General features: G+C 51.3%; 21 protein-coding genes and 5 tRNA genes. 5 read left to right on the forward strand and 21 right to left on the reverse strand.

Annotated elements, in window-relative coordinates:
* Positions 1-73: 73 nt before the first annotated feature.
* From ACR9FF_RS23995 to ACR9FF_RS24015, 5 genes are all read right to left on the reverse strand, one after another.
* Entirely contained in the window at positions 74-751 is a 678-nt protein-coding gene (locus ACR9FF_RS23995) for a response regulator (RefSeq protein WP_435165539.1), read from the reverse strand.
* Entirely contained in the window at positions 748-2,427 is a 1,680-nt protein-coding gene (locus ACR9FF_RS24000) for a GAF domain-containing sensor histidine kinase (protein WP_317979792.1), read from the reverse strand. The genes ACR9FF_RS23995 and ACR9FF_RS24000 overlap by 4 nt, the downstream gene beginning before the upstream one ends.
* A 26-nt stretch (positions 2,428-2,453) precedes the next feature.
* Entirely contained in the window at positions 2,454-3,251 is a 798-nt protein-coding gene (locus tag ACR9FF_RS24005) for a nucleotidyltransferase domain-containing protein (RefSeq protein WP_201007931.1), read from the reverse strand.
* Between the two features lie 15 nt (positions 3,252-3,266).
* Positions 3,267-4,385, reverse strand: a complete 1,119-nt coding sequence (locus ACR9FF_RS24010; RefSeq protein ID WP_435165544.1) for a slipin family protein — start codon at positions 4,383-4,385, stop codon at positions 3,267-3,269.
* 81 nt (positions 4,386-4,466) lie between these two features.
* Complete coding sequence (locus ACR9FF_RS24015; RefSeq protein ID WP_435165547.1) at positions 4,467-4,643, reverse strand: hypothetical protein; 177 nt, start codon at positions 4,641-4,643, stop codon at positions 4,467-4,469.
* Between the two features lie 643 nt (positions 4,644-5,286).
* On the opposite strand from ACR9FF_RS24015, the gene ACR9FF_RS24020 reads away from it, so the two are divergent.
* Positions 5,287-6,633: a helix-turn-helix transcriptional regulator gene (locus tag ACR9FF_RS24020; RefSeq protein ID WP_435165550.1), complete on the forward strand. Its 1,347-nt coding sequence runs from the start codon at positions 5,287-5,289 to the stop codon at positions 6,631-6,633.
* The gene (locus ACR9FF_RS24025; protein ID WP_435165553.1) at positions 6,584-7,444 is read left to right on the forward strand and encodes a WYL domain-containing protein; all 861 of its coding nucleotides are present in this window, start codon (positions 6,584-6,586) and stop codon (positions 7,442-7,444) included. Before ACR9FF_RS24020 ends, ACR9FF_RS24025 begins: the two co-directional genes overlap by 50 nt.
* Here ACR9FF_RS24025 and fabF read toward each other — a convergent pair.
* A complete protein-coding gene (gene fabF / locus ACR9FF_RS24030) occupies positions 7,388-8,626 on the reverse strand; it encodes a beta-ketoacyl-ACP synthase II (RefSeq protein ID WP_435165556.1) in 1,239 nt (412 codons plus the stop codon). The two genes, ACR9FF_RS24025 and fabF, sit on opposite strands and share 57 nt — an antisense overlap.
* A 213-nt stretch (positions 8,627-8,839) precedes the next feature.
* Between fabF and ACR9FF_RS24035 the strand changes: the two genes are divergently transcribed.
* Positions 8,840-9,697: a helix-turn-helix transcriptional regulator gene (locus tag ACR9FF_RS24035; RefSeq protein ID WP_201007925.1), complete on the forward strand. Its 858-nt coding sequence runs from the start codon at positions 8,840-8,842 to the stop codon at positions 9,695-9,697.
* Positions 9,698-9,744: 47 nt separating this feature from the next.
* Here ACR9FF_RS24035 and ACR9FF_RS24040 read toward each other — a convergent pair whose 3' ends face one another.
* The 13 genes from ACR9FF_RS24040 to ACR9FF_RS24100 form a co-directional block, all read right to left on the reverse strand.
* Positions 9,745-10,611 (reverse strand): fumarylacetoacetate hydrolase family protein, encoded by an 867-nt coding sequence (locus ACR9FF_RS24040; RefSeq protein WP_248761693.1) that lies wholly within the window; start codon positions 10,609-10,611, stop codon positions 9,745-9,747.
* A gap of 59 nt (positions 10,612-10,670) precedes the next feature.
* Positions 10,671-11,528, reverse strand: a complete 858-nt coding sequence (locus tag ACR9FF_RS24045; protein WP_435165561.1) for a polysaccharide deacetylase family protein — start codon at positions 11,526-11,528, stop codon at positions 10,671-10,673.
* Between the two features lie 184 nt (positions 11,529-11,712).
* Complete coding sequence (locus tag ACR9FF_RS24050; RefSeq protein WP_435165564.1) at positions 11,713-13,194, reverse strand: hypothetical protein; 1,482 nt, start codon at positions 13,192-13,194, stop codon at positions 11,713-11,715.
* Between the two features lie 200 nt (positions 13,195-13,394).
* Positions 13,395-14,879 carry a hypothetical protein gene (locus ACR9FF_RS24055; RefSeq protein ID WP_435165566.1) on the reverse strand — a complete coding sequence of 495 codons (1,485 nt, stop codon included), beginning with the start codon at positions 14,877-14,879 and terminating at the stop codon, positions 13,395-13,397.
* Positions 14,880-15,139: 260 nt separating this feature from the next.
* Entirely contained in the window at positions 15,140-16,270 is a 1,131-nt protein-coding gene (locus ACR9FF_RS24060; RefSeq protein WP_435165569.1) for a TolB family protein, read from the reverse strand.
* A 151-nt stretch (positions 16,271-16,421) separates the two neighbouring features.
* Entirely contained in the window at positions 16,422-17,948 is a 1,527-nt protein-coding gene (locus ACR9FF_RS24065) for a HAMP domain-containing sensor histidine kinase (protein ID WP_435165572.1), read from the reverse strand.
* Complete coding sequence (locus tag ACR9FF_RS24070; protein WP_127495641.1) at positions 17,945-18,637, reverse strand: response regulator transcription factor; 693 nt, start codon at positions 18,635-18,637, stop codon at positions 17,945-17,947. The genes ACR9FF_RS24065 and ACR9FF_RS24070 overlap by 4 nt, the downstream gene beginning before the upstream one ends.
* Before the next feature lie 175 nt (positions 18,638-18,812).
* Positions 18,813-18,898 (reverse strand) — tRNA-Leu (locus tag ACR9FF_RS24075).
* A gap of 49 nt (positions 18,899-18,947) precedes the next feature.
* Positions 18,948-19,023: transfer RNA gene (locus ACR9FF_RS24080), tRNA-Lys, on the reverse strand.
* Between the two features lie 45 nt (positions 19,024-19,068).
* Positions 19,069-19,143: transfer RNA gene (locus ACR9FF_RS24085), tRNA-Glu, on the reverse strand.
* 60 nt (positions 19,144-19,203) lie between these two features.
* A tRNA-Ser gene (locus ACR9FF_RS24090) sits at positions 19,204-19,294 on the reverse strand.
* 1 nt (position 19,295) lies between these two features.
* Positions 19,296-19,371 (reverse strand) — tRNA-Asn (locus ACR9FF_RS24095).
* 88 nt (positions 19,372-19,459) lie between these two features.
* Entirely contained in the window at positions 19,460-19,921 is a 462-nt protein-coding gene (locus ACR9FF_RS24100; RefSeq protein ID WP_435172200.1) for a SprT family protein, read from the reverse strand.
* 110 nt (positions 19,922-20,031) lie between these two features.
* Here ACR9FF_RS24100 and ACR9FF_RS24105 point away from each other — a divergent pair, with 110 nt between their 5' ends.
* On the forward strand, positions 20,032-20,382 hold the full coding sequence (locus ACR9FF_RS24105) for a hydrolase/acyltransferase (RefSeq protein ID WP_127495642.1): 351 nt from the start codon (positions 20,032-20,034) through the stop codon (positions 20,380-20,382).
* A gap of 77 nt (positions 20,383-20,459) precedes the next feature.
* The gene (gene cmpA, locus ACR9FF_RS24110; RefSeq protein ID WP_015846520.1) at positions 20,460-20,612 is read left to right on the forward strand and encodes a cortex morphogenetic protein CmpA; all 153 of its coding nucleotides are present in this window, start codon (positions 20,460-20,462) and stop codon (positions 20,610-20,612) included.
* Positions 20,613-20,668: 56 nt separating this feature from the next.
* Here cmpA and ACR9FF_RS24115 read toward each other — a convergent pair whose 3' ends face one another.
* Positions 20,669-21,313, reverse strand: coding sequence for a nitroreductase family protein (locus ACR9FF_RS24115; RefSeq protein ID WP_127495643.1), 645 nt, complete (start codon positions 21,311-21,313; stop codon positions 20,669-20,671).
* Between the two features lie 259 nt (positions 21,314-21,572).
* Positions 21,573-22,073, reverse strand: coding sequence for an Rrf2 family transcriptional regulator (locus tag ACR9FF_RS24120; protein WP_248761611.1), 501 nt, complete (start codon positions 22,071-22,073; stop codon positions 21,573-21,575).
* Between the last annotated feature and the right edge of the window lie 2 nt (positions 22,074-22,075).

Here is a 22,075-nt window from a genome sequence, read left to right on the forward strand (position 1 = left end):
ACTTTCTCCAACATCGGCTAATAGGCGGAAAAATGAAGCGGGACTGGTCTTACGACTATAGGCTGAGACCCGCTTAAGCCATCTGCCCCTTATTCTGAAAGAGCGGCGCCGCAAACAGGGCGGCCTGCGTGCGGTCCGATAAATCCAGCTTGCTTAAAATGCTGCTGACATGCGTCTTTACCGTTTTTTCGGCTACGATCAGCGTCTGGGCAATATCTTTATTGCTCAGTCCTTTTGTCAGCAGCTCCAGCACTTCAAGCTCCCTTGGCGTCAAAGCTTCCAGCGACTTGTCTTTACTCGAATGCTGGATAACCGGCTCCGGTCTTGGCTCCGGTTCCGTGCGGCTTAACAAGGCACGCGAAATATCCGGATGCAGCTGTATATTTCCCTTAAAGGCGCTTCGGATAGCCTCGGCAAGCTGATCCGGTTCCACATCCTTCAGCATGTAGCCTATAGCCCCTGTTTGCAGGGCGGGGACGATATGGCTCTGATCGGCAAAGCTGGTCAACACCAGAACTTTGATATGCGGATGCTGCTCCTTGATCAAGGCGCTGGCTTCGATTCCGTCCATGATCGGCATATTCAAATCCATCAGGACGATATCCGGCTGAAGCTCGCCGGCCTTCTCGACCGCTTCCTTGCCGTTATGAGCCTCTCCGACCAATTCGAAATCCGGCTGCATCGCAAGAAAAAACGATATTCCTTTTAAAACAATCTGATGATCGTCCGCGAGTAAAATTTTGATTTTCATATTAAGTAGTCACCGCTGCTTCCCTTCTCTTCCATGCAATGCGCCTGTACCGATTCAAGCGGAATCGTCGCTCGGACAATGGTTGGTTTGCCCCGTCCGCTCGTAATCGACAACGAACCGCCAAGCGTCTCCGCCCGCTCCCTCATGGAGCGCATCCCCATGGTCTGGCGGCCTTTTTTCCGGTCAACCTGAAAGCCTGTACCTTCGTCCCTTACCTCCAGAACGGCTGCCCCGTCCTGCTGTTTGTTAAGCCGGATATAGGCCGTCTGCCTGCCGGAATGCTTCCGGACATTGTTCAAGGCCTCCTGGCCAATCCGCCAGAACGCTTCCTCAATCGCGCGCGGCAGCTCCTGCACCCCGTCCGTCCGGTCATAGATCGTCAGGTTGAGGCCTTGCCCGTATTGCTTAAGCGCCGGCAGCAGTCCGTTCTCGAGACCCGCCGGATGCAGCTGCCAGATCAGCGTTCGCATCTCCTTCAGCGCCTCCTGCGACAGCTGCTGAATCTCGCTAAGCGAACGCTGTACGACGGGATCGCGCCCGGCAAGGACGTTCTCCGCCCCTTTGGCCAGGAAGGACAAGGAGAAGACCTTTTGCACGACGGAATCATGAAGGTCTCGCGCCATCCGGTTCCGTTCCTCCATCCGGGCCAGCTCGCTCCGGTGCTCGTAAATGCGGAGATTTTCCACGCATAAGGTAAAATGATCCCCCAGCGAATACATAAAGTCCTCGTTCAGGTCGTCGAATTGCCGCTGATCCGGACTGCTGATAAATATGACGCCAATCGTCCGGTTGCGCACGCGAAGCGGAATTGCCGCCGCCGACCGGAACGGAGGAATGCCAACCGAATCCAATTCATTGCCTTCCATGCAGGAAGACTCGATAACAATCCGATTATCCCGGAGCGCGGCCTCAATCGGACCGGCAGCTTCAACCGCAAGCGTCTGCCATTCCTTCATTACTTTCCCGTCGGAATACAAAGCCCGAAGCGATAGCTGCTGTCCGTCATACATCAATAAGGAGACATTCGGCCACCCGAATTCGTCTCCGATATATTGAACGGCCTTGATAGGCAGCTGATTAACGTCCTGAACGCCGTTAATACGCTGGATGACATCGCCCAGCTTGGCGTACAGCATCGCATTGCGCTCTTGCGTCTGGTACAGGCGAATCCGGTTAATCGCCGTTCCGATCTGCAGAGCAACAGCCTGCAGAAGCGCAAGCTCCTCCTCGCTGAAATGCTCCTTGCCTGCCTGCGCGACATTCAGCAGCCCGAACCGGTCCTTGCCGGCTTTAAGAGGGACGGTTGCATGATGGGTAATGCCTTCCGTGTCCCCAAGCTGATGGCTTACCGCATACGTAATGCGTTTGCATTCAATAATATTAACGGCATGGGTAAGCTTGCGCTGGCGGTAGCGCTCCACGCACCAGCAGTCCTCTCCGCACATAAGCGCGTAATTGCCGGCGGTTAAGGCGGGAGGCAGGTTATGATGGGCCGCGCAAGTATTTCCTGGAATATCGTCATCGATCAGGAAAATCCATCCCGTCGTAAAATCCGTTACTTCAAGCAGCTTCGCAAGCACATCGCTGAGCATCTGATCCATATCGTTGGTCGTATTGAGCATCTCTGCGATTTCCTTAAGCGCAGCGAGCTCGCTGACCCGAACTTCCCTTGGCATCCGGCTTCCCTCCTTCTCTGCCACCATTATACACTTACTGTTCCCCATGCCTCCAGCAGGGCATCCCGAAAGAGTTGGTCCAGCTGTTCGCCCTTCAGACCTTCCGCCGTGTTCAAATCTTTAGCCGTCTGTTCGAAATAAGCGATCTGCTCCTCCAAATAATCATTGAGCTGCCCGATGCGGGGTTCCGTACGAAGCTCTTCTCCCGCGCGTTTCCGGACTAGAAGGCGTTCAATAATGCCATAGAGCGCACTATCGGCAGGAATTAAATCCTCAACAAGCTCCTCGAAGAGCATCGGCGGCATCGCGTTATATTTCTCAATCCAGCCGCAAGCCAGCAAGGGACGGAGTACGTAAAAATATTTTTTCGCCCGTACTGTCTCACCCTGCAAATATTCGCGGTAGTTGCCCTTGGCCATATGAAGATAATGATACATGCAGGACTTAGGCGAAAAAGTAGCGCCTGACAAGGTGCGGATACGCTCGGCGGTGGAATAAGGCTCCCTGTACTTCATTGGCGATTGCAGCCACTCCAGCAGGGGAGGGTTGGACTTATTAAACAGCGCCAGCGCTTTGCGGAGATCCCAGCCGTTAATGTCCAGCATCTCGCTGATCGGGCGTTCAATCACGTCCCGGCGCTCGCGGATCGACAGATACCATTCCACCGGCCGCACGTACAGGAAGCGGACATCGTAATCGCTGTCCTTCGACGGGAAGCCCCAAGCTCTGGATCCGGACTCGCAGGCGTACAGGATGCGGATATTTTCTTCCGCTTCCATACGCGCCAGCTCGGCTTCTATCTTCAACCGGTATTGCTCATTCATCCTGTTCGCGCCTCCCTATCCTGAACGTTTGCCGCCAAGCAGCTGGTTTAACTGCTCGACCAGATTGCCGCCGCCCGTGAGCGATACGCTGCCGACGTTATCGCAAATTTTTTCCAGGAACTCAAGCTCCTTCAAACGGTACAGCGTGGCGTTCTCGTCCATCAGCTTTGCCGTATTTAGAAGGCTTCTCGTGGAAGCCGTCTCTTCCCGGCGGGTGATGAGGTTAGCTTGCGCTTTTTTCTCGGCCAGAAGCACGGTGTTCATGATGTCTTTCACTTCGCCCGGCAAAATGATATCCTTCACGCCGGCGTTCAGGAACGATACTCCATACTCCCCGCTCCGTGCCGCCAATCGTTCGAGTACAAAAGCCCCAATCTCCTGCTTCGTGCGAAGCAGCTCATCCAGCTTCATCGTCCCTACGTATTCCCGCAAAATTAATTGAAGCTGGATGTAGAGCTGCTCTTCAAAGCCCTTGATCTGCAGTGCCTTCAATGGATTATGAAGTACGTATTGGCTGACGAAATTAAGGCGAAGCGTCACTTTATCCTCCGTCATCATTTCCTGCCCGATCAGGTCGAGCTGCTGCCGGCGCATATCCATCGTCTGCATGACAACCGAAACCGGCGTGCGCCAGAACCGGTATTTGCCCGGACCAAGCTCGCGCTGCAGCATGTTATCGTAGAACAGGAAGCCCTTCTCGTGGCCGGCAACTTCAAACGTGTGGTACAAGCCGTTCAGCTTCATCAGGTCAGCGGCGTTTAAGGAAGCAGGCAGCTCGAGGCTCCGCGTGCTTAATCGGTTGAACGTATGCTTGATGGCCGATTTCCAGTACGCATGCTTGCCGGCTTTTAACACGCTGCCGCATCTGCCGTCCTCGTAGTGAAGCACGTATTCGTCATCGGCAACGTCAACGACATGTAGCTCCTCAAGCAGCTTGTCGTCATGCAGGAACAAGGCAAGTTCCTTGCCCGGCACCATAAACGGCTTGGTGATATCCATGACGGTTACCGTCGTTTTCGAGAACAATGGAAAGCGGTGTTTGCCAGGTCCCAGCAGCCTTGCATAACTTCCGTCCTTAAACAGCAGCCCGCGTTGATCGTTTTGAATCGTAATTTTGTTTATATATGTAGTCATAGGTATATAACCTCCTTTAATTTAGCGTTGTTTGGCGAAAATGTTCCCGTACCCGCGGCGGAGACCCGCTTAAGAACGGCATCATACCTGCCAACCGGCCTGCTCCTCCGGCAGCGCAGCAGACTCTTCTTGCTCCCGGTCTGCCTGCGGTGCATTTGGCAGCGGCCTTTCGCGCAGGCTTCTTCCCGTCCGGTATCCGCGGACTGCAGAGCTGCGGCGTACGGTGCAGCTGTATAAGCCTGCTGAGCATTTTCCCAAAGCAACTTGTTGCTTTTGAATTTGATTGATCTCGAGTGAAAGTCGAGTATCGCTCTACCATGATCGTCTCCGTGAGGACGATGGAGGATTCGAACCTCCGCAATAATTAGTAAAGTACGTACCAAGTCCGACAGCATACCGCGTACAAAGACTGTACCGGCACTGCGGGAATCCTACCGAAATCCCTGCCCGGTTCGGCCCGGCCGTTGCTTTACATCCTCATTATCTTCGACTTCCCGTTTCCGGAACATGGTAAAAGTATGGCGAAACAAAAAAAGTCCTGTTCAGTTAGTCAGGTAACGTTGCACGAAATACAGTATATTCGCCCATTTGAGCGACGACGAACGCATTATATTGCACAGATTGCAGGATACTGCGCCGATAAGGGGCGATTTGAGCTCATTTTCTCTGATATCCTGCATACCGTGCAGGATATTATGGATTTAGATCACACGATTATGCTGCAATTTGTACAACGTTGGCCGCGGCGGCACTTCAAATAAACGGGATCAGACCCTGATCAAATCCAACGTACGCCGCATGAAGTACCTGCCATAAAATAAATTGCCACCTATCCTCTTTTACCGGCCCAAGTTACAATAAAGGCAACTACCTCTTCGACAATGAAAGGGGCTTATGAACCGTGGCAAAAGAAAGCTTCGATAAAGAAATCCAGTTTCTGAGGATGCTCGTGCTGACAAGCGGCGCCTATAGCCGGCAGCAATTCGCCGATCGGCTTGGCATCTCCGTACATACCTTCGACAAGACCATCCGGCGCCTCAAGGACATTGCCGGATCCGTCCAGCAAGCCGACGAGCATAACAAAGCAATGACGGATATGCTGCGAACAAGCTATTACGAATCGGCGGACCCCCTGCTGCTCTTCCTGTTCCGCTCCAAATCGCTCAAGGAATCCGAAAGCTACCGCTTATCTCTGCTTATCGCTTCCCTTCAGGAGCAAGCGCTGACACCGCTGGAGCTGCTTGATCTATGCTGCGAAGGAATGCCGGAGGAGCTGGCGCTGCCGGACGAGAAAACGATCCGCTCCGATCTCAAGTATTTGGAGCAGGCCGGCGTCATCCGCCGGCTTCCGGGCGGAAGACCGCAGAAATATACGGCCCACAATGATTTCGTAAGCATGCTCTCCGACGAGGAGCTGTCGGATCTGTATGCTTTTGTGGACGTGATGGCGAATACGCAGGTTCCTTCCGTCCAGGGTTATCTGCTGCGCGACAGCTTGAAAAAAGCGATGAAGCGGCGGCAGCTGCCGGACGGTGCCAGCGACCTCTTCTTATACAAATACCATTATCATTCGCGTATTCTGGACGAAGCGCATCTATACACGATCATGCAGGCGATTGAGTCCAGACGGAAGCTAAGCTTCCACTACTTCACGCCCAAATCGAACCAAAGCTATCATTCCAAAAACACGAATCCGATGTTCGTCAAGCCATCCGAAGGCCGTCTCATCGAGATGCTGCCGCTTAAGGTCGCTTACGATCATCAATACGGAAGATGGTATTTGCTTGGCTATAGCTCGGGCCGGTCCCAAGTCGCGATTTTTCGGATGGAAGGCATCACGCAGCTTGTGGAAAGCGGAGTTGTAACGGAAGACGAGCATGCGGCAAAGCTGGCAGCATTAGAGCGCAATACCAGCTTCAGCTGGCTTGTCGATTTGGGCAGACCTGTCACGGTAAAGGTCAGATTTTTTAATCCGGAAGGCGCAAAAAGAAACTTTATTAAAGACCGGGTGCAGCTTCAGGGGCAATGGGGCGTTATCATGGAGGAAGATGAAGCTTCATTCCTGTTCGAGATTACGGTGAACGGCACGCAGGAGATCAAGCCTTGGCTGCGCAGCTTTGGATCTAGCTGCGAAGTGCTTGAGCCCGTGTCTTTAAGGCGGGAGTTTATCAAGGAATGGAAGGAGCTGGCGGAATACTATGAACCTGTTCGAAAAAATATTCAATTACCGGATGATGGCACAGCTTGAAGAGCATGGCGCCCTTGCGGTTACGGCTCAGGAACGCCGCTGGCTTCTGATGATGCTGGAGCATCCGGAGGCGGCGGCTGCCCTATCGACGGATACGCTGGATAAACTCCGGCAATGCCTTGGCGGCTCGGATGAACGCAACGATTCGCTGCGGTCCATTATTGTTGAAAAAGCAGGCAGCGCAGTTCCCTCTCTCTACCACCCGCTGCTGAGAACGCTTAGGCAGATGATTGTGAAGAAATCGGGCATGCAGCTGCGCCATACGCGGAAGGACGGCTTCCTTCTTCCCAGCCAAACCGGCGTTCCGTATAAACTGGAGTATTCGATGGTAAAGCGCGAATGGTATTTGCTCTGGTACAACAGGAGAACGCGCTCCCTGATGACAACGAGACTGCGGAGTATTCATAGCGTGGAAGAAATGCCGGTAAGCGGGGAATTTTTCAATCAGGCGGCTGCAACGCTAGCCCAGCAGCTGGAAAAGCGCATGCAGCACGCCACGATTGAGATTATTCCGGATTATAACAAAGAATTATCCCGGATTTTGTATGCTTTCTCTTGCTTTGACAAGCAGGTTCAATACGATGAGTTATCCGATACTTATACGATCAAGCTGACCTTTCTTGGCGACGAGACGGAATACGTGCTGTCCAAGCTCCGGTTTCTCGGTCTGCGTGTCCGTGTAACGGATCATCCCTATATGAAATTCCGGATGCGCGAAGCGGCGCAGAAATCGTTAGCCCGTTACGGCTATTCGTCAGCCCTCGAAACGGCTGAGCACGATAACGGCGTTATGTCCGCCGAAGCCGAATGAATTGGAAAGCCCGATGCGAAGCGGAGCAGGCTGGGCTGTCGCAGGAACATTCGTCAGTCCGCATTCCGGATCAAGCTGTTCCAAGTTGATGGTTGGCGGCACGATCCCTTCGCGCAAGCTCTGAATAAGGGCAATCGCTTCAACGCCGCCTGCCGCTCCCAGCATATGGCCCAGCATCGACTTGTTCGCCGTTACCGCAATCCGGCTTTCCCCTTCGCCGAACAAACGGGTTATGGCCTGACCTTCCGAGCGGTCCCCAAGCCCCGTGCTTGTGGCATGCGCGCTTATGATATCCACTTCATCCGGACGGATTCCCGCATCCGCAAGGGCTGTCCTCATAGCGGTGTACGCCCCGGTTCCTTCCGGATGGGTGGCAACGATGTGATAAGCATCCGAGCTTGCCCCGTAACCCAATACCTCGCCGTAAATCCGAGCCTCCCGCATCTTCGCATGAGTCAGAGACTCAAGCACGACGATACCCGCTCCCTCCGACATGACGAATCCGTCACGGCTCTGGTCGAAAGGCCGGCTGGCCTTTGTTGGCTCCTCGTTGCGGGAAGATATAGCCTGCGCGTTGCCAAAGCTGGCAAGCGACAGTTCATTAACCGTTGCCTCTGCGCCGCCCGCGATAACCACATCCGCTATACCGAGGCGGATAAGCCGCATCGCTTCGCCAATGGCGGTATTTCCAATGGAGCAGGCCGTAACCGGAGCAAGCGTAGGTCCTGTTAATTGGTACCTGATACTGATTGAAGCTGCCGCCATATTGGCGATCATCATAGGCACCAGCATCGGGCTTACGCGTTCGGGACCGCGGGTACGCAAAATTTCGTCCTGCTCCATCAGCGTGCTTAATCCGCCAATCCCCGAACCGACATATACACCGACGCGATCGCGATCCGCCTCATCCAGCTTAAGTCCGGAATCCGTTATCGCCTGATCCGCGGCGGCAACGGCGAATTGCACGAACCGGTCCATTTTCCTTGCATCCTTGCGGCCAAACAACGCTTCCGGATCAAAATCCTTAACGGTTCCCGCGAATTTCGTTTTCAGTCTTGCCGTATCGAAAGCATCTATGCTGGATATACCCGACTCTCCCCGCTTCATCCGGGACCACATTTCATCAACCGATTGTCCAAGCGGCGAAATAACGCCCATTCCCGTAACCACTACTCGTTCCATAGAGATCAGCTCCTAAAAAGAATTATCACCCGAATTGCGGTGTTCGCTATTCATGATGATTCTTGCCTCGTAAGCATTCGCTTAATGTATGTTCACACCTCAAAATTAGTACCTGATATTAAATCATGTTGCCACATGAAGTATCCTATTACAAGTTGTCGTTTATCCTAGTATAATGAGTAACAGGATCACCATTTGGAGGTACTGCTCAATATGAATAACAAAACACGGCTCACCGCGCTTTCAAGCTTTCTGAAAAACCAACGGGCTAAGCTCACGCCCGAGGAGGTTGGTTTTCCCCCTGGCAGCCGGAGAAGAACGCCCGGCCTCAGACGCGAAGAGGTCGCGGCGCTTGCCGGCGTAAGCACGACCTGGTATACCTGGCTGGAGCAAGGCCGGGATATTCAAGCTTCGCCAAATGTGCTGGATGCGATTGCGTCCGCCTTGCGTCTGACTCACGACGAACGCAATTATTTGTACGGTCTAGCGATTGAGCCTGGAGCCGGTCCGTCCATCACGGCCGAAATGCCCGCTTACTCGTCGGATGCGGTTAGCCCGCCCTTGCGCAAAATCCTGCAGGAGCTTAGGCAATGCCCGTCCATCATCTCGGACCGCCGCTGTCAGATTGTCGGCTGGAACGAAGCAGCCGCCCATGTCTTTGTAGACTTTGCCCAGATCCCCGAGCAGGAGCGGAATATGATTCGCCTCTTGTTCACGCGGAAAGAGCTGCGCCGACTAGCCGTCAACTGGAAGCAGTTCGCAAGTGGATTTCTGTCGATCTTCCGGGCTTATTACGGCCAATACGTAGAGGATAACTGGTATGATCAATTTCTGAAGGAAATGACGGGGCTGCATCCGGACTTTCAGGAGCTATGGGAGCATAGCGAGGTACGGACGGCGCCGGAGGTTGTGCTGGAATTCCGGCATGCCAAAGCGGGGAAGATGCTCTTCCATCTGACGTCCTTGCAGCTGCAGGGCGGCTCGGATCTTCGCTGCAGCATTTACACCCCTGCTCCGGACAGCGATACGGAGGAGAAATTAAGCAAGCTGATGCGCGGAAAGCCGTCTTAGCCTGAACCTCAGGCCAAGACGGCTTTCTTTTTTACGGATGACACATTTTAAGCTTCCGCAACCATGCGGTTCGTTAGCGCGCCTAGCTTTTCGATTTCGATCGTGACGACATCTCCGTCTTGGAGATACACCTGCTTCTCCGGCGGATAACCCATCACGACGCCTTCCGGCGTGCCGGTCAGAATAATGTCTCCGGGTGATAACGTCATGCATTGCGAAATATAGCTGACGATTTCCTTGCAGTTAAAAATCATATCCGATGTATTCGAGTCCTGCCGGACCTCTCCGTTTACCGTGCAGCTGATCCGCAAAGCATTGGGATCGCCTACTTCATCCTTGGATACGAGGTAGGGACCTACCGGAGCGAATTTATCGCAGGACTTGCCAGCCAGCCACTGGCTTGTCCGGGTCTGAAGATCCCGGGCTGACAGATCGTTTGACGCACTGTAACCAAATACGTAATCGAGCGCTTCGTCAACCGATACGTTTTTCGCCGTTTGTCCAATGACGATCGCAAGCTCTGCTTCGTAATCAACCTTTTGCGTCGACCGAGGCAGCGGTACATCTTCGCCATGCGCGGCAAGCGCGTTACTGAATTTGCTGAACAGAATAGGGTATTCCGGCAGCGGCATATTCGTCTCTTCCGCATGCTTCCTGTAATTAAGTCCGATACAAATGATTTTCCCCGGCTCCGGCACGGATGGTCCAAAAACAATCTCCGACTCATCCACAAAACGTTCTTGCCGTTCCTTGGATTCTTCAACGTATTGCCGGAGCTTGCTTAATTCCGCCTCTCCGCCCTGCAATAAGTCGTTTAAGGTGACATGGCCGGCATCAAGGATGCCTTTATCCGAACGTACGCCCAAACGGTAAGCAGAAGCTGCCGCCTTTTCCTTGAAATTGACTAATTTCACGAATAAGCCCTCCCAGTTCTCCAATGATCTGCAATAGATTCCTCCTTTATTATACAGTCTTAACCGTATCTCTTCAGCATCCCCAGAAATTTGCTGCCCGTCAGCGTTGGTGTTCCTGCATTGAGGCGGAATACCTCATCGGATCCTGGCTTGTTAATGCCGGGGTGCGTGGTGAAAAATAAAGTGACGCCCGCGTTTTTCTCAATCTGCTTAGCCGTCTTGTTAAACACGCCATACGGGAAAGCGATAAACTGATGCGTATTGCCCAGCTCCTCCTTCAGCCGCTTCTCCTCCAGCCGTGCATCGGCTTCTATGCGGGCTTTATATTCCGCTTTCGTCTCTACCCGGCCTTTGTCAGGCAGATAAATCGGATTGCTCAGCTTTGGTCCGGTTTTATGACCCTTTTCATCAAGCGGGGCATAATCATGTTGGTTATACGTATGGCTGTAGAAGCTGAAGCCTTCCGCTTTAAGCTTGCGCATGGTTTCCCAGGTCATATGCTTGGTGTGTACGTTCTGCTTGTCGCTGCTTGCGCCAATGATGAAATGGGCTGCGGTAAAATTGTATTTTTTCATAATAGGAACGGCGTATTGGTCAAAGCTCTCATATCCGTCGTCAAAAGTGATAACAACGGCATTATCGGGTACCTTGCCTTTGCCGTGCATGAAGTCCGCGAACTGCTCGATGCTGATGACATGGTAGCCGTTATCCTTCAAGATCTTCATTTGCGTGCCGAAACGGCTCGGTGATATCGTTGCCCCGCTCTCCGTTGCATCAATATGATGATACATGAGGACAATAACTTTATTCTTATAATGCGCCGGTTTATTCGTAGCCGCCTCGAGCTCATTTTTTGGCATCGGCCATGCAATGATAAAGGCAATGGCGAGCAGCGCGGCAATTCCTTTCAATTTCACGGATAGTTCCCCCCTATAGATGAATGGCTTGCGATTGCTCGAAGCTCTTGATTGATTTCAGTATAGAGAGGTGTTATCTCCATCGCGTTTCGGCATTGTAACAAACCTGCAAACCTTTTGCATGAACCACAAAAAAACTCCCCGCGCGGCGATGGAAGCCGTTCGGGGAGCCAGATCGGAACGCTTATTTCAATTTCGCTACGCCTGTTGCGATCTGCTCGATTTGAGCCTTAGTCAGGCTGTTATCCGCCGAGCTGATGGTAATGTAACGGTCGTCGATTTGGAAGCTCAGCTTAGCGGTTTTGCTAGACGTAAACCATTTTGCTTTCACGCCGTTTGCCAGCGTAACGGCCGTGCTGTCGTAACCAACCGAGTAATCGCGCGGCGAGATTTGAACATTCATGTGCTTGAACAAGAAGGTAACAGAATCTCCGCCCGTTACTTTTTGGAAGGCATCGTTTTTCGTCATTAAAGTTGGAGCGTACGCTGTTGTATAGCCTTCGAACTTCGCAAACTCGTCCTTAATCGCGTTTGCTTGAGCGGTCGTATACGTTACCTTTGCCAGATCGGATTGGACAGCGCCTACTTTGGCAACGGTAACGGCTACTTTTTCCAAGCGTGCATGAGTCAGATTAGCGTTTGGCGAACTTAAAGTAACGTAACGGTCATCTACTTTCAGCGTCAGCATATCTGTACCGTTTAATGTGTACCATTTCGCTGTTGCGCCGTTAGACAGCGTTACCTTTGTGCCTTCGTATTTGGAGGAGTAATCACGCGGCGACACGTTTACCGTCATATTCTCGAAAATGATGTTTACGCCGTCCTCGGTTGCTGCGGTTTTCTTCAGAACATCGCCTTTAACCATCATTTGCGGGGCATAAGCGGCTTCGAAGCCGGCAAAGCCGGCAAATGCTTTCTTGAGCTCATCGAGCTGTGCTGCCGTATACAAAACCTTTACCAGATCGGATTGAGCAACGCCTACCTTCGTTACGCTTGCCGCCGCTTTTTCTACCTGGGATTTGTTCAGCTTCCCGTTTGGCGAGCTGACCGTTACGTATCGGCCGTCTACTTTAACAGTCAGCGAGTCTTGGCCGCTTACGTTGTACCATTTAGCTGTCGCGCCGTTAGACAGCGTTACATTTGTACCGTCGTAGTCATGCGAGTAGTCGCGCGGCGATACGTTGACGGTCATATTGGCGAAAAGCAGGTTCACGCCGTCGCTTGTTGCCGCTACCTTTTGAAGAGCATCGCCTTTGATCATCATTTGCGGAGCGTATGCCTCTTCGAAGCCGTCAAAACCGGCAAATGCTTTTACGATCTGATCAAGCTGGGCAGCCGTGTAATTCGTCAATACCCATTGATCCGTTGTGCTTGTGCCGATATAGATGGTGTTTGTTTTGCTGTCGTATTGGATTGGCGTATTCAGCGCGTTGGACAATGCGCGAACCGGCAAATAAGTCGTGTCATGATACGTGATTGGCGAAAGCTTATTGCCGTTCTCATCCTTAGGAATATACGTGCTGCCGTTGATTTTGAAGCCGATGCCGTGGTTCAGGAACGCATTGATCTTCTCCATGTTTGTTCCGGCGAACGCGCCGGCTGCTCCCGATACCGTCATGCCTGCGATCATCATCGTTGCGACTGTTCTTTTCATGCTTTTGTTCATCTTTATAATCTCCTTTAAGGTTGAATTTGTTTTTTGTTTGAAGCTCCTTACAGACTTCAGTATAGATTCGCGTTATCTCGAAACCATTTCGAGCTTGTAACGAAGCTGTAAACCTTTCTGTCCAAGCCGTACCGATACTTTGGGGACAAAAAAATCCCCGCACAGCTGGGAAGCCGCGCGGGGAATGCAGAAAGAAAAGCTTATTTCAGTTTCGCTACGCCTGTTGCGATTTGCTCGATTTGAGCCTTACTCAGACTATTATCAGCTGAGCTGATAGTTACGTAACGGTCGTCGATTTGGAAGCTCAGCATAGGCGTGCTGCTTGGCGTAAACCATTTTGCTTTTACCCCGTTAGGCAGCGTCACAGCTGTGCTGTCATAACCAACCGAGTAGTCGCGCGGCGAGATTTGAACGTTCATGTGCTTGAACCAGAAGTTGACGGAATCTCCGCCCGCTACTTTTTGGAACGCGTCGTCTTTCGCCATTTTTGTTGGGACATAAGCCGCCGTAAAGCCGTCGAATTTCGCAAATTCGTCTTTAATGGCTTTCGTTTGAGCCTCCGTATACGTTACGGTTGCCAGTTCGGTTTGGGCAGCGCCAACTTTAGCTACGCTAACCGCTACTTTTTCCGCTTGCGCTTTGGTCAACGTTTTGTTTGGCGAGCTAACCGTTACGTAACGGTCATCTACTTTCACGGTCAGCATGTCTGTGCCGTTTACGTTGTACCATTTTGCTTTCGCTCCGTTAGACAGCGTTACGTTCGTGCCGTCGTATTCGAAGGAGTAATCGCGCGGCGATACGTTTACCGTCATATTTTTGAAGAACAGGTCTACGCCATCCTCGGCGGTCGTACCGATTTTTTGCAGAGCATCGCCTTTAACTGTCAGTTGCGGCGCGTATGGTGCTTCGAAGCCGGCAAAGACGGCGAATGCTTTTTTCATTTCATCCAGTTGAGCGGCCGTGTACGATACAGATGTCATATCGGATTGCACGGCGCCAATGCTAGTTACGGCAGCCGCTACTTTTTCCGCTTGCGCTTTGCTCAAGGCTTTGCTTGGCGAGCTAACCGTTACGTAACGGTCATCCACTTTTACGGTCAGCATGTCCGTGCCGTTTACGTTGTACCATTTTGCCTTAGCGCCATTGGACAGCGTTACGTTCGTACCGTCGTATTCGAAAGAGTAATCGCGCGGCGATACGTTTACCGTCATGTTTTTGAAGGTAAGGTTTACGCCGTCATTCGTTGCCGCTACTTTTTGCAAAGCGTCGCCTTTGATCAGGATCTGCGGAGCGTAAGCCGTTTCGAACCCTTCAAAGCCGGCGAATGTTTTCTTGATCTCATCGAGCTGTGCCGCCGTGTAGTTTGCCAAGACCCATTGATCGGTTGTGCTTGTACCGATGTATATCGTGTTCGTTTTGCTGTCGTATTGGATCGGCGTGTTCAATGCGTTCGAAAGCGCGCGAACCGGAAGGTAAGTGGTGTCATGATAAGTAATTGGCGCAAGCGTTTTGCCGTTCTCGTCTTTTGGAATATAAGTGCTGCCGTTAATTTTAAAGCCGATGCTGTGGTTCAGGAACGCGCTGATTTTTTCCATGCTTGTGCCGGCGTATACGCCAGCTGCTCCGGATACCGTCATACCCGCGATCATCATGGTTGCGACGGTTCTTTTCATGTTTTTGTTCATTTTAATTATCTCCTTTGAATTTGAATTTGTTTTTTATTTCCGAACTTCTAACCTTTTTTCTCTGTCTTTTTATAACCTGTTTCTTTTTGTTTGAAGCTCCTTACTGACTTCAGTATAGAGCGTTGATATCTCCAAAAAATTTCGGGCTTGTAACGAACCTGTAAACAAATTTCATCCGCGCTCTCCTTCATAACCTTTCATCCAAGCAAATGGGCACAAAAAAATCCGGATCGCCTGATCCGGATTGCTCATGGATATTCTCATTGAAAATCAATAATGTGCGTCACGGGCATGCTTTCCTTATCGGCGACCGTCACGCCAAGCCGCGTACCCGATGGATTCCAGCTTAACGGATATTGTGGAAAATAGCTTGGGCCAATCGGCGAAACCTTGCCCGTTGCCGAGTCGAAAATATAAACGCCGTTCATTCCGCTCTGGTTCTCGGTATACAACGCGGCCGCCAGCTTGGAGGAATCCGGGGACCAAGCGAAATACGGAATCAAATCGCCCTTCGCAATGGAGAGCCCTTCCGCGCTTCCGTTCGAGTTGAAAATACGAAGCTCGCTGCCCACCTTCCCGGCTTGCTTCTGGATTTCGACCGCGAGATGCTTGCCGTCCGGCGATACTTGGAATGTTATCGCATGTTTAACCAGTTCGGCTGGTTTCGGATCGTCAGGTGTAAATTGCTTTAAGGTGTGGTTATCATCCGTGTAATAGATGCGGCCTTGGCCGACTCCGAAATTCACAAACGGCTGATCCCCAAGTGCCGGGTCATCCAGCTTCAGAAGCGTTACGTTTCCGTCAACGGTAATCTGGCGGATATCGCCAAGCCCGTTCATCGAGCCCGCGGCCAGAACATACGTCGTATCGTTCAGCCAGCCGCCGTTCTCCAAGTAATTGCTTCCCTTGATTTCGGTCATCGTCCCGGTGCTCATTTCCTTGATAAAATTGCGTGCCGTATATTTATCCTTCCACTGCTGAATGAATACATACTTGCCGTCGGGAGACTGCTGTTCCTTCTGGATTGATTGAATGTTCTTCACCGGTTCTTCAGCCGATTTCTGCTCGTTGTTGCTTAAATCAACGCTTGCGGTATGGTATTCAAATTTTGCTTCTTCCGTAGCCGTAGCCTGCTTGACAAGCTTGGTGTACACAAGCTGCACCTGATCATCGGACAGCCATTTATCCATGCTTGCACCCTCAAAGCGATGAATCCGCTCTACCATAACTTCCTGGGTTGGTTTCTTCTCTGGGTTTTTGACAACCGTTAATTCCCCATGTTTATTTGAATTATTGCTGTTATTCGATGGATTACCACTTTGAATAGAGGAACACGCAGCAAGTGCGGCTGCGAGCGACAGCACGGCGCCTAATTTCATGATCTGTTTCATCGTTATCCCCCCGGATTCTTACCAGTTTCCATAAGTATAGAAGGCCTCTATGTCGAAAACATATCTGAATTGTATCCAAGTTGTAACAACTTTTTATTAGAATGCCCAAAATAAAAAGCAGCCCGGACTATCCAATGTCCAGGCTTGTTGTTTACTCTTCCGTCTGCTCTATGGCTATAGGCTCACCAGGCAAAGAGATGACGAATCGGGAGCCGTTAGGTCCTGATTCGGCCAGCTTGACGGTGCCGTGCTGCTTCTCGGCCAAGCTCCTTACCAAAGCTAAGCCTAGCCCTGTACCGCCGGTTTCCCGGGACCTGTCGTCGCTAACGGTAAAGAACGGGTCGAAGATCCGGTTCTGAAACTCTTCCGGGATGCCGATACCGCTGTCCACGACCTCGATTATGACACACCGCTCGCCGGAGGCTTCCGTTTCCGAATGATTGGCAAGCCGAACCCATCCGCCGGGGCGGTTATACTTTATCGCGTTGCTGAGCAAATTCGTAACCATATGCATGAGGTTATCCTGATCCGCCCATACGAGGTCATCCTTTAACTCGGAAGAAAGCGAGATCTTTTGTTTTTCCGCCTTCATCTGCAGACGGCTTAGCGCCTCCTCAAGCAGCGGCTTCACCTGGAACCGAGAGGCATTGGTCTCGAAATCGTAAATATCCATCGAAGAAAGCTGGAGCGCCTTCTCGATGAGCGCATACAACCGCTCCGCTTCCTTGCTGATCTGGGTACGGGCATTTTGCAGCAAAACCGGGTCATCGCTATACATGCCAAGCAGATCCGAATATGCCAGAATAGAAGTTAATGGCGTTTTCAGCTCGTGGCTGATATTGCCGATAAACTGCTTTTGCTGCTGCTCCAGCTCCTGCAGCCGCTTGATTGCCGTGAGCAGCTTCTGCTTCTCTTCGTTTAATTCGTCGACATAAGAAGAGATACTGCCGCTCATGTCATAAATGCCTTCCGCAAGCTCGCCGATCTCATCCCGCCTGCGAACGGGCGGCTTGTCCAGATACCGGCCTTCCCCAATATCCTTGGCTGCCTGATTCAGCTTGCCAAGGATAAAAGCTTGCCTCCAGACGTACAAATAACCAAGCAGGAGACCAGCTGCAAGCACGGCAGCCCCCGTCCCGATAAACAAATCGCGAATATGGCGGTAAAACATTTTCTGATCCTGGAGCGAGCCATGAAACTGTACGCTGCCGAGAAATTGATCGGCATTATAAAGCGGTGCCAGATACAACACCTGATTGCCTAGCGTAATATAGGCCTCCTGCCCTTGGGCGGTATGAGCAAGCGCATCCTTCACGTCGGTCACCGGCTGTACCGGCAGCGATGTCCCGGCGAATTGCCCGTCAGCGCTGTACAACGTCACCGCCATGCCGCTTTGTCCGCCAAGATCTACCGCCAGGCTCTGCCCGTTACGCTCCATAAATTCATCAGGCGACACACGTTCACCGGTCAAATACTCCTCGCGTACGCGAAGATTTGCCGAGCTCGCCAGCTGGGAGAAGCTTTGCTCCATCCGCCTCTGCTGATCCTCCCGGATACCCGCAAGCACCAGCATGCTGAGCAGCACCACTACAAAAGCGAGCAGCAGCGCGAGGAAAACAGTGATTTTACCCTTTAAGCCAATCCTGATCTTATGCCGAGAACCGGCAGCTCGGGTCATCCGTTTGTCCTCGTGCTTTTATAGCCGATACCGTAAACGGTTTGTATGAGTCCTTGCCATTCGCCAAGCTTCTTGCGAAGCCTTTGCACATGGATGTCCACAGTACGGGTACCGCCGGCAAAATCCATCTCCCACACCTGCTCAAGCAGCGCTTCCCTGGAATATACCCGGTCCGGATGCTTTGCCAGCAGCGCCAGTAAATCGAATTCCTTTGGCGTAAGGTCGCAGATTTCTCCGTCAACCCTGACCGTGCGGCTTAACAATTCAATCACGATGCCGCCAAGCTCCAATTTGCCCTCTTTATCCGGATCCTGTTCCGGCGCTTCAATCTGGCGCCTTCTGTGAAGAGCCTTCACGCGGGCCACCACTTCCCGGATATCAAACGGCTTAGTCATGTAATCATCGGCGCCAAGCTCAAGCCCAAGTACTTTATCTACAATATCGTTTTTAACGGTAAGCAGCATAATGGCAGGTTTGTTGCCCGCATCCAGCTTCCGGCATACCTCGTAGCCGTTCATTTTGGGCATCATGACATCAAGCACCATAACATCCGGCTTAAAGGCAGCAACCTTTTCAAGCGCCTCCAGCCCGTCACCGGCTGTCTCAACCGTAAATCCTTCACGCTGCAGCGCATAAGCTATCGCGCTGGAGATACTGACTTCATCATCTACGACAAGCACTTTAATCATGCGATTTATCACTCCTCGTTCGAACTTTCCTTATCACCCGGCAGATTCCATTATATATGGCTTATTCTTTTCATTATAGCCGCGCTTGTTCCAAAAGACCAAAAGACAAATCCGAATTCAAAAAGAAAACACAAAAAAATCCCTTACTGATGTAAGGGATTGAACTTTTAAGTTATGGTGCGGTAGAGAGGACTCGAACCTCCACGGGCGTACGCCCACTACCCCCTCAAGATAGCGTGTCTGCCATTCCACCACTACCGCACAATTTAATTTCATTCCCTTCATACCATCACTTCGAGGGAGAAGTAAATGGTGAGCCATGAAGGACTCGAACCTTCGACACCCTGATTAAAAGTCAGGTGCTCTACCAACTGAGCTAATGGCTCTCATGCTGTAAAACGAACTCTCGAGAGCCGCTACATTAAAGGAAATGGTGACCCGTAGGGGATTCGAACCCCTGTTACCTCCGTGAAAGGGAGGTGTCTTAACCCCTTGACCAACGGGCCTTGCTTACTTGTTGTTGCTATCGTCATCTCTCTCGAGCGACTTGTCCACCAAGAAAATTATGGCGGAGAGAGAGGGATTCGAACCCTCGCACCACTTACGCAGTCTAACCCCTTAGCAGAGGGTCCCCTTGAGCCACTTGGGTATCTCTCCATGGCTCCCCGAACAGGACTCGAACCTGTGACAACTCGATTAACAGTCGAGTGCTCTACCAACTGAGCTATCAGGGAATACTTCAATCACTTGCTTTTCTTTCTCGTTTCAACCGCTTGTTTACCGCGGCGACAAGTAATAATATATCACGGTCATTTCAGAAGGTCAAGCGTTTTTTAAAAAAAGTTTTCCGCGACATTTTCCGCATGCATAGCGGGCCGGATCAAGCCTTCTTTTACGCGGATATTCGGTGCCGCAGTTGAGGCAAACAAGCTTGTATTTGTAAGGGGCTGGCGCCTTTGCCGCCCTCTCCGGCAGCGATTTGCAGTAACGGGAACCACCGACGTAAGCGAGCAATTTTTTGAAATCCTCATCCCTGTGCTGGTACCCTCTCTTCATAATATGAAGATGATAATGGCAAAGCTCATGCTTAATAATTTTTTCGGTTTCTTCTTCACCAAACGCTACTAACTGATGAGGACTGATCTCGATGTTATGCGATTTCGTAAAATAACGCCCCCCCGTTGCCTTCAAACGCCCGTTAAAGGTCGCCTGATGGATGAAGGGTCGTCCAAAGCTTTCGAGCGATACGCGCTCAACCCACTGCTGCAGCTGGCCGTCTGTCATTTTCATGGTCATAGTATTCTCCCCCAGTACTTGAATTTTAAAGCGTTCATACGCTACACTGTCAAGTAGAAATCATTATAGATGGCCTACGAGGGGAGTTTATTTTCACCATGCCTACAATGCGTTACGTCCTTATGAACGGTAGCAGCCCAATTTTCTTTGTCGAGATGCCCGAAACCCATGCTTACCAGCTCAGCGCGCTGAACCTGCGCCTTCATAAAGAGATTGACAAGCTTACCGCCGACCACGTGCCTCAGCTGCCATACGCGGTCGCGGAATGCGACAATGTCGAGCTGCATGACAGCTCGATCCGGATCGTCTCCGGTCTGGACTACATTAATGAGCTGGAACGCGATTTCGCAGCCGTTAAGGAATCGGCTTACCCGCTGATTGCCCTGCTCACCGAGATTCGCGCCCTGCAAGCCCAGCTTGAACAATGGTACGAGGATGAAGAACTCTAAAAATGGACCTGCACGGACATTCGCCCTTCTCCATACTGTAGTAGTACATCAGGTATGGCCGGAAGGAGAAGATACGAATGCCGCAATGGCTTTGCAATCAAATGATGCGCGCTTTTCAGAAGAAGGACCTTAGGCAGATTAAACTGCTGAATGAATGCTGGTATTTCTATCGGAGCAAGCAAACAACAAAAAACGAAGACGAAAGCCGTCCCGAAATAACTCTTCATTAAAGTCTTAACAAAAAACTCCCGCCAGCTTGCTGCTGCGGGAGTTTTTGCGTCCGGAATTATTTTACGCTGTTCCAGAACGTGATATCGTCGAGCGGAAGACGTACGGTTGGACGGCCTTCCTCTTTTGCTTTGCCGATCGGCAGAACAAGAAGCGGCAGGTAACGGTCCGGAATTTCGAAGAAAGCTTTCAGCTTATCGCGGTCGTAACCACCCATCGGTACAGTGTCATACCCTTTGGATTTAGCCGCAAGCATAATTTGCATCGATACAAGACCGGCGTCAAAAGCAACGATCTCCGTCACGCGCTCCTTCGGAATGGAAGGGAACAGGTTTGTGTAATGATCCGTAAAGCGCTGGGCAATCTCTTCCGTCATGTAGCCGGCTTTAACTGCCGCTCCGTTGATTTCACCAAGCTTGGTGTAGAACTCCAGATCTCCAAGAATGACTACAACGGCCGATGCGTCTACAACCTGTTGCTGGTTGTTCGCAATCGGGAGCAATTGATCTTTCAGCGCTTGATCCGTGATTACCAGGAAGCGCCAGGATTGCGTATTTGCCGAAGACGGTGCTTTAGTTGCAAGCTCGAGAATTTCTTTGATTTCTTCATCCGAGATTTTGAACGATGGATCATAATGACGAACAGAACGACGGGATGTCAGAACTTCCGTAAAATCCTTGCCAACTTGTGTTTCGATAGCCATTGTTGGTTCCCTCCAATAATTAAATGATCTGTGTGCCAGATTGCTCAGTTAAAATCAAAAAAAGGCATAATAGAATGATGACGTCTGTGAAAAATAAACCACAGATTAAACTGCGAATAATTTTACACAGTTACAAATATGCTTATGGGCCTTTTATGCTGTAAGTACGCTCGCATCTGTAACAGTTTTGATAACAGTATAAAATCGAGACGGCGGAAAGTCAACTGGGCTAGTGTGACTATTTTTTCCGCCATCCATTTTAACTATTCAAATCCATTCGCTTGAGCGTGCAAATCCTCTCGGAGAGCTGAGCAATCGTAACCTGCCGCAGCACTTCCAGCGTCCTTCGTTCCACTTCGTCGGTTATTTCCATAAAAGCGACCCGCATCTCCTGACCGAAATCATGGATGCCGGTTGTATCCAGCATTCCGCTGCATAATGGCTCCCCTACGCGCAGAGCCAAATAGACATCGGCAAGCGTAATCGTCTCCGGGGCACGCTTCAATCGGTAACCGCCGTCGCGGCCCTCCCTTGTCTCAAGCAGCTGTTCCCTGGCGAGCTTGGCCAGTACGCGCCGCAGCATCGTGGCTTCCGACTTCATATGTCCCGCAAGCTCCGCGCTGGTACAAGCATTGGGTTTGCGGGATAACACAACAAGCGCCTGCAGGGACAAGCCGAACCATTTATGATTCGGAGCGCTGCTGCACCGTTCTTTTTCCGTTTGGATGGAATGGTTATCGGGCTGAATAATGATGTTCATCC

This window comes from Paenibacillus glycanilyticus, from assembly GCF_051200795.1.
In the GTDB taxonomy this organism is placed as follows: domain Bacteria; phylum Bacillota; class Bacilli; order Paenibacillales; family Paenibacillaceae; genus Pristimantibacillus; species Pristimantibacillus glycanilyticus.

Excerpts from the sequence above, each read along its gene's own strand:
- ACR9FF_RS23995 (WP_435165539.1), bottom strand. The coding sequence starts at position 751 with ATGAAAATCAAAATTTTACTCGCGGACGATCATCAGATTGTTTTAAAA.
- ACR9FF_RS24000 (WP_317979792.1), bottom strand. The coding sequence starts at position 2,427 with ATGCCAAGGGAAGTTCGGGTCAGCGAGCTCGCTGCGCTTAAGGAAATC.
- ACR9FF_RS24005 (WP_201007931.1), bottom strand. The coding sequence starts at position 3,251 with ATGAATGAGCAATACCGGTTGAAGATAGAAGCCGAGCTGGCGCGTATG.
- ACR9FF_RS24010 (WP_435165544.1), bottom strand. The coding sequence starts at position 4,385 with ATGACTACATATATAAACAAAATTACGATTCAAAACGATCAACGCGGG.
- ACR9FF_RS24025 (WP_435165553.1), top strand. The coding sequence starts at position 6,584 with ATGAACCTGTTCGAAAAAATATTCAATTACCGGATGATGGCACAGCTT.
- fabF (WP_435165556.1), bottom strand. The coding sequence starts at position 8,626 with ATGGAACGAGTAGTGGTTACGGGAATGGGCGTTATTTCGCCGCTTGGA.
- ACR9FF_RS24035 (WP_201007925.1), top strand. The coding sequence starts at position 8,840 with ATGAATAACAAAACACGGCTCACCGCGCTTTCAAGCTTTCTGAAAAAC.
- ACR9FF_RS24050 (WP_435165564.1), bottom strand. The coding sequence starts at position 13,194 with ATGAACAAAAGCATGAAAAGAACAGTCGCAACGATGATGATCGCAGGC.
- ACR9FF_RS24055 (WP_435165566.1), bottom strand. The coding sequence starts at position 14,879 with ATGAACAAAAACATGAAAAGAACCGTCGCAACCATGATGATCGCGGGT.
- ACR9FF_RS24060 (WP_435165569.1), bottom strand. The coding sequence starts at position 16,270 with ATGAAACAGATCATGAAATTAGGCGCCGTGCTGTCGCTCGCAGCCGCA.
- ACR9FF_RS24065 (WP_435165572.1), bottom strand. The coding sequence starts at position 17,948 with ATGACCCGAGCTGCCGGTTCTCGGCATAAGATCAGGATTGGCTTAAAG.
- ACR9FF_RS24070 (WP_127495641.1), bottom strand. The coding sequence starts at position 18,637 with ATGATTAAAGTGCTTGTCGTAGATGATGAAGTCAGTATCTCCAGCGCG.
- ACR9FF_RS24100 (WP_435172200.1), bottom strand. The coding sequence starts at position 19,921 with ATGACAGACGGCCAGCTGCAGCAGTGGGTTGAGCGCGTATCGCTCGAA.
- ACR9FF_RS24105 (WP_127495642.1), top strand. The coding sequence starts at position 20,032 with ATGCCTACAATGCGTTACGTCCTTATGAACGGTAGCAGCCCAATTTTC.
- cmpA (WP_015846520.1), top strand. The coding sequence starts at position 20,460 with ATGCCGCAATGGCTTTGCAATCAAATGATGCGCGCTTTTCAGAAGAAG.
- ACR9FF_RS24115 (WP_127495643.1), bottom strand. The coding sequence starts at position 21,313 with ATGGCTATCGAAACACAAGTTGGCAAGGATTTTACGGAAGTTCTGACA.
- ACR9FF_RS24120 (WP_248761611.1), bottom strand. The coding sequence starts at position 22,073 with ATGAACATCATTATTCAGCCCGATAACCATTCCATCCAAACGGAAAAA.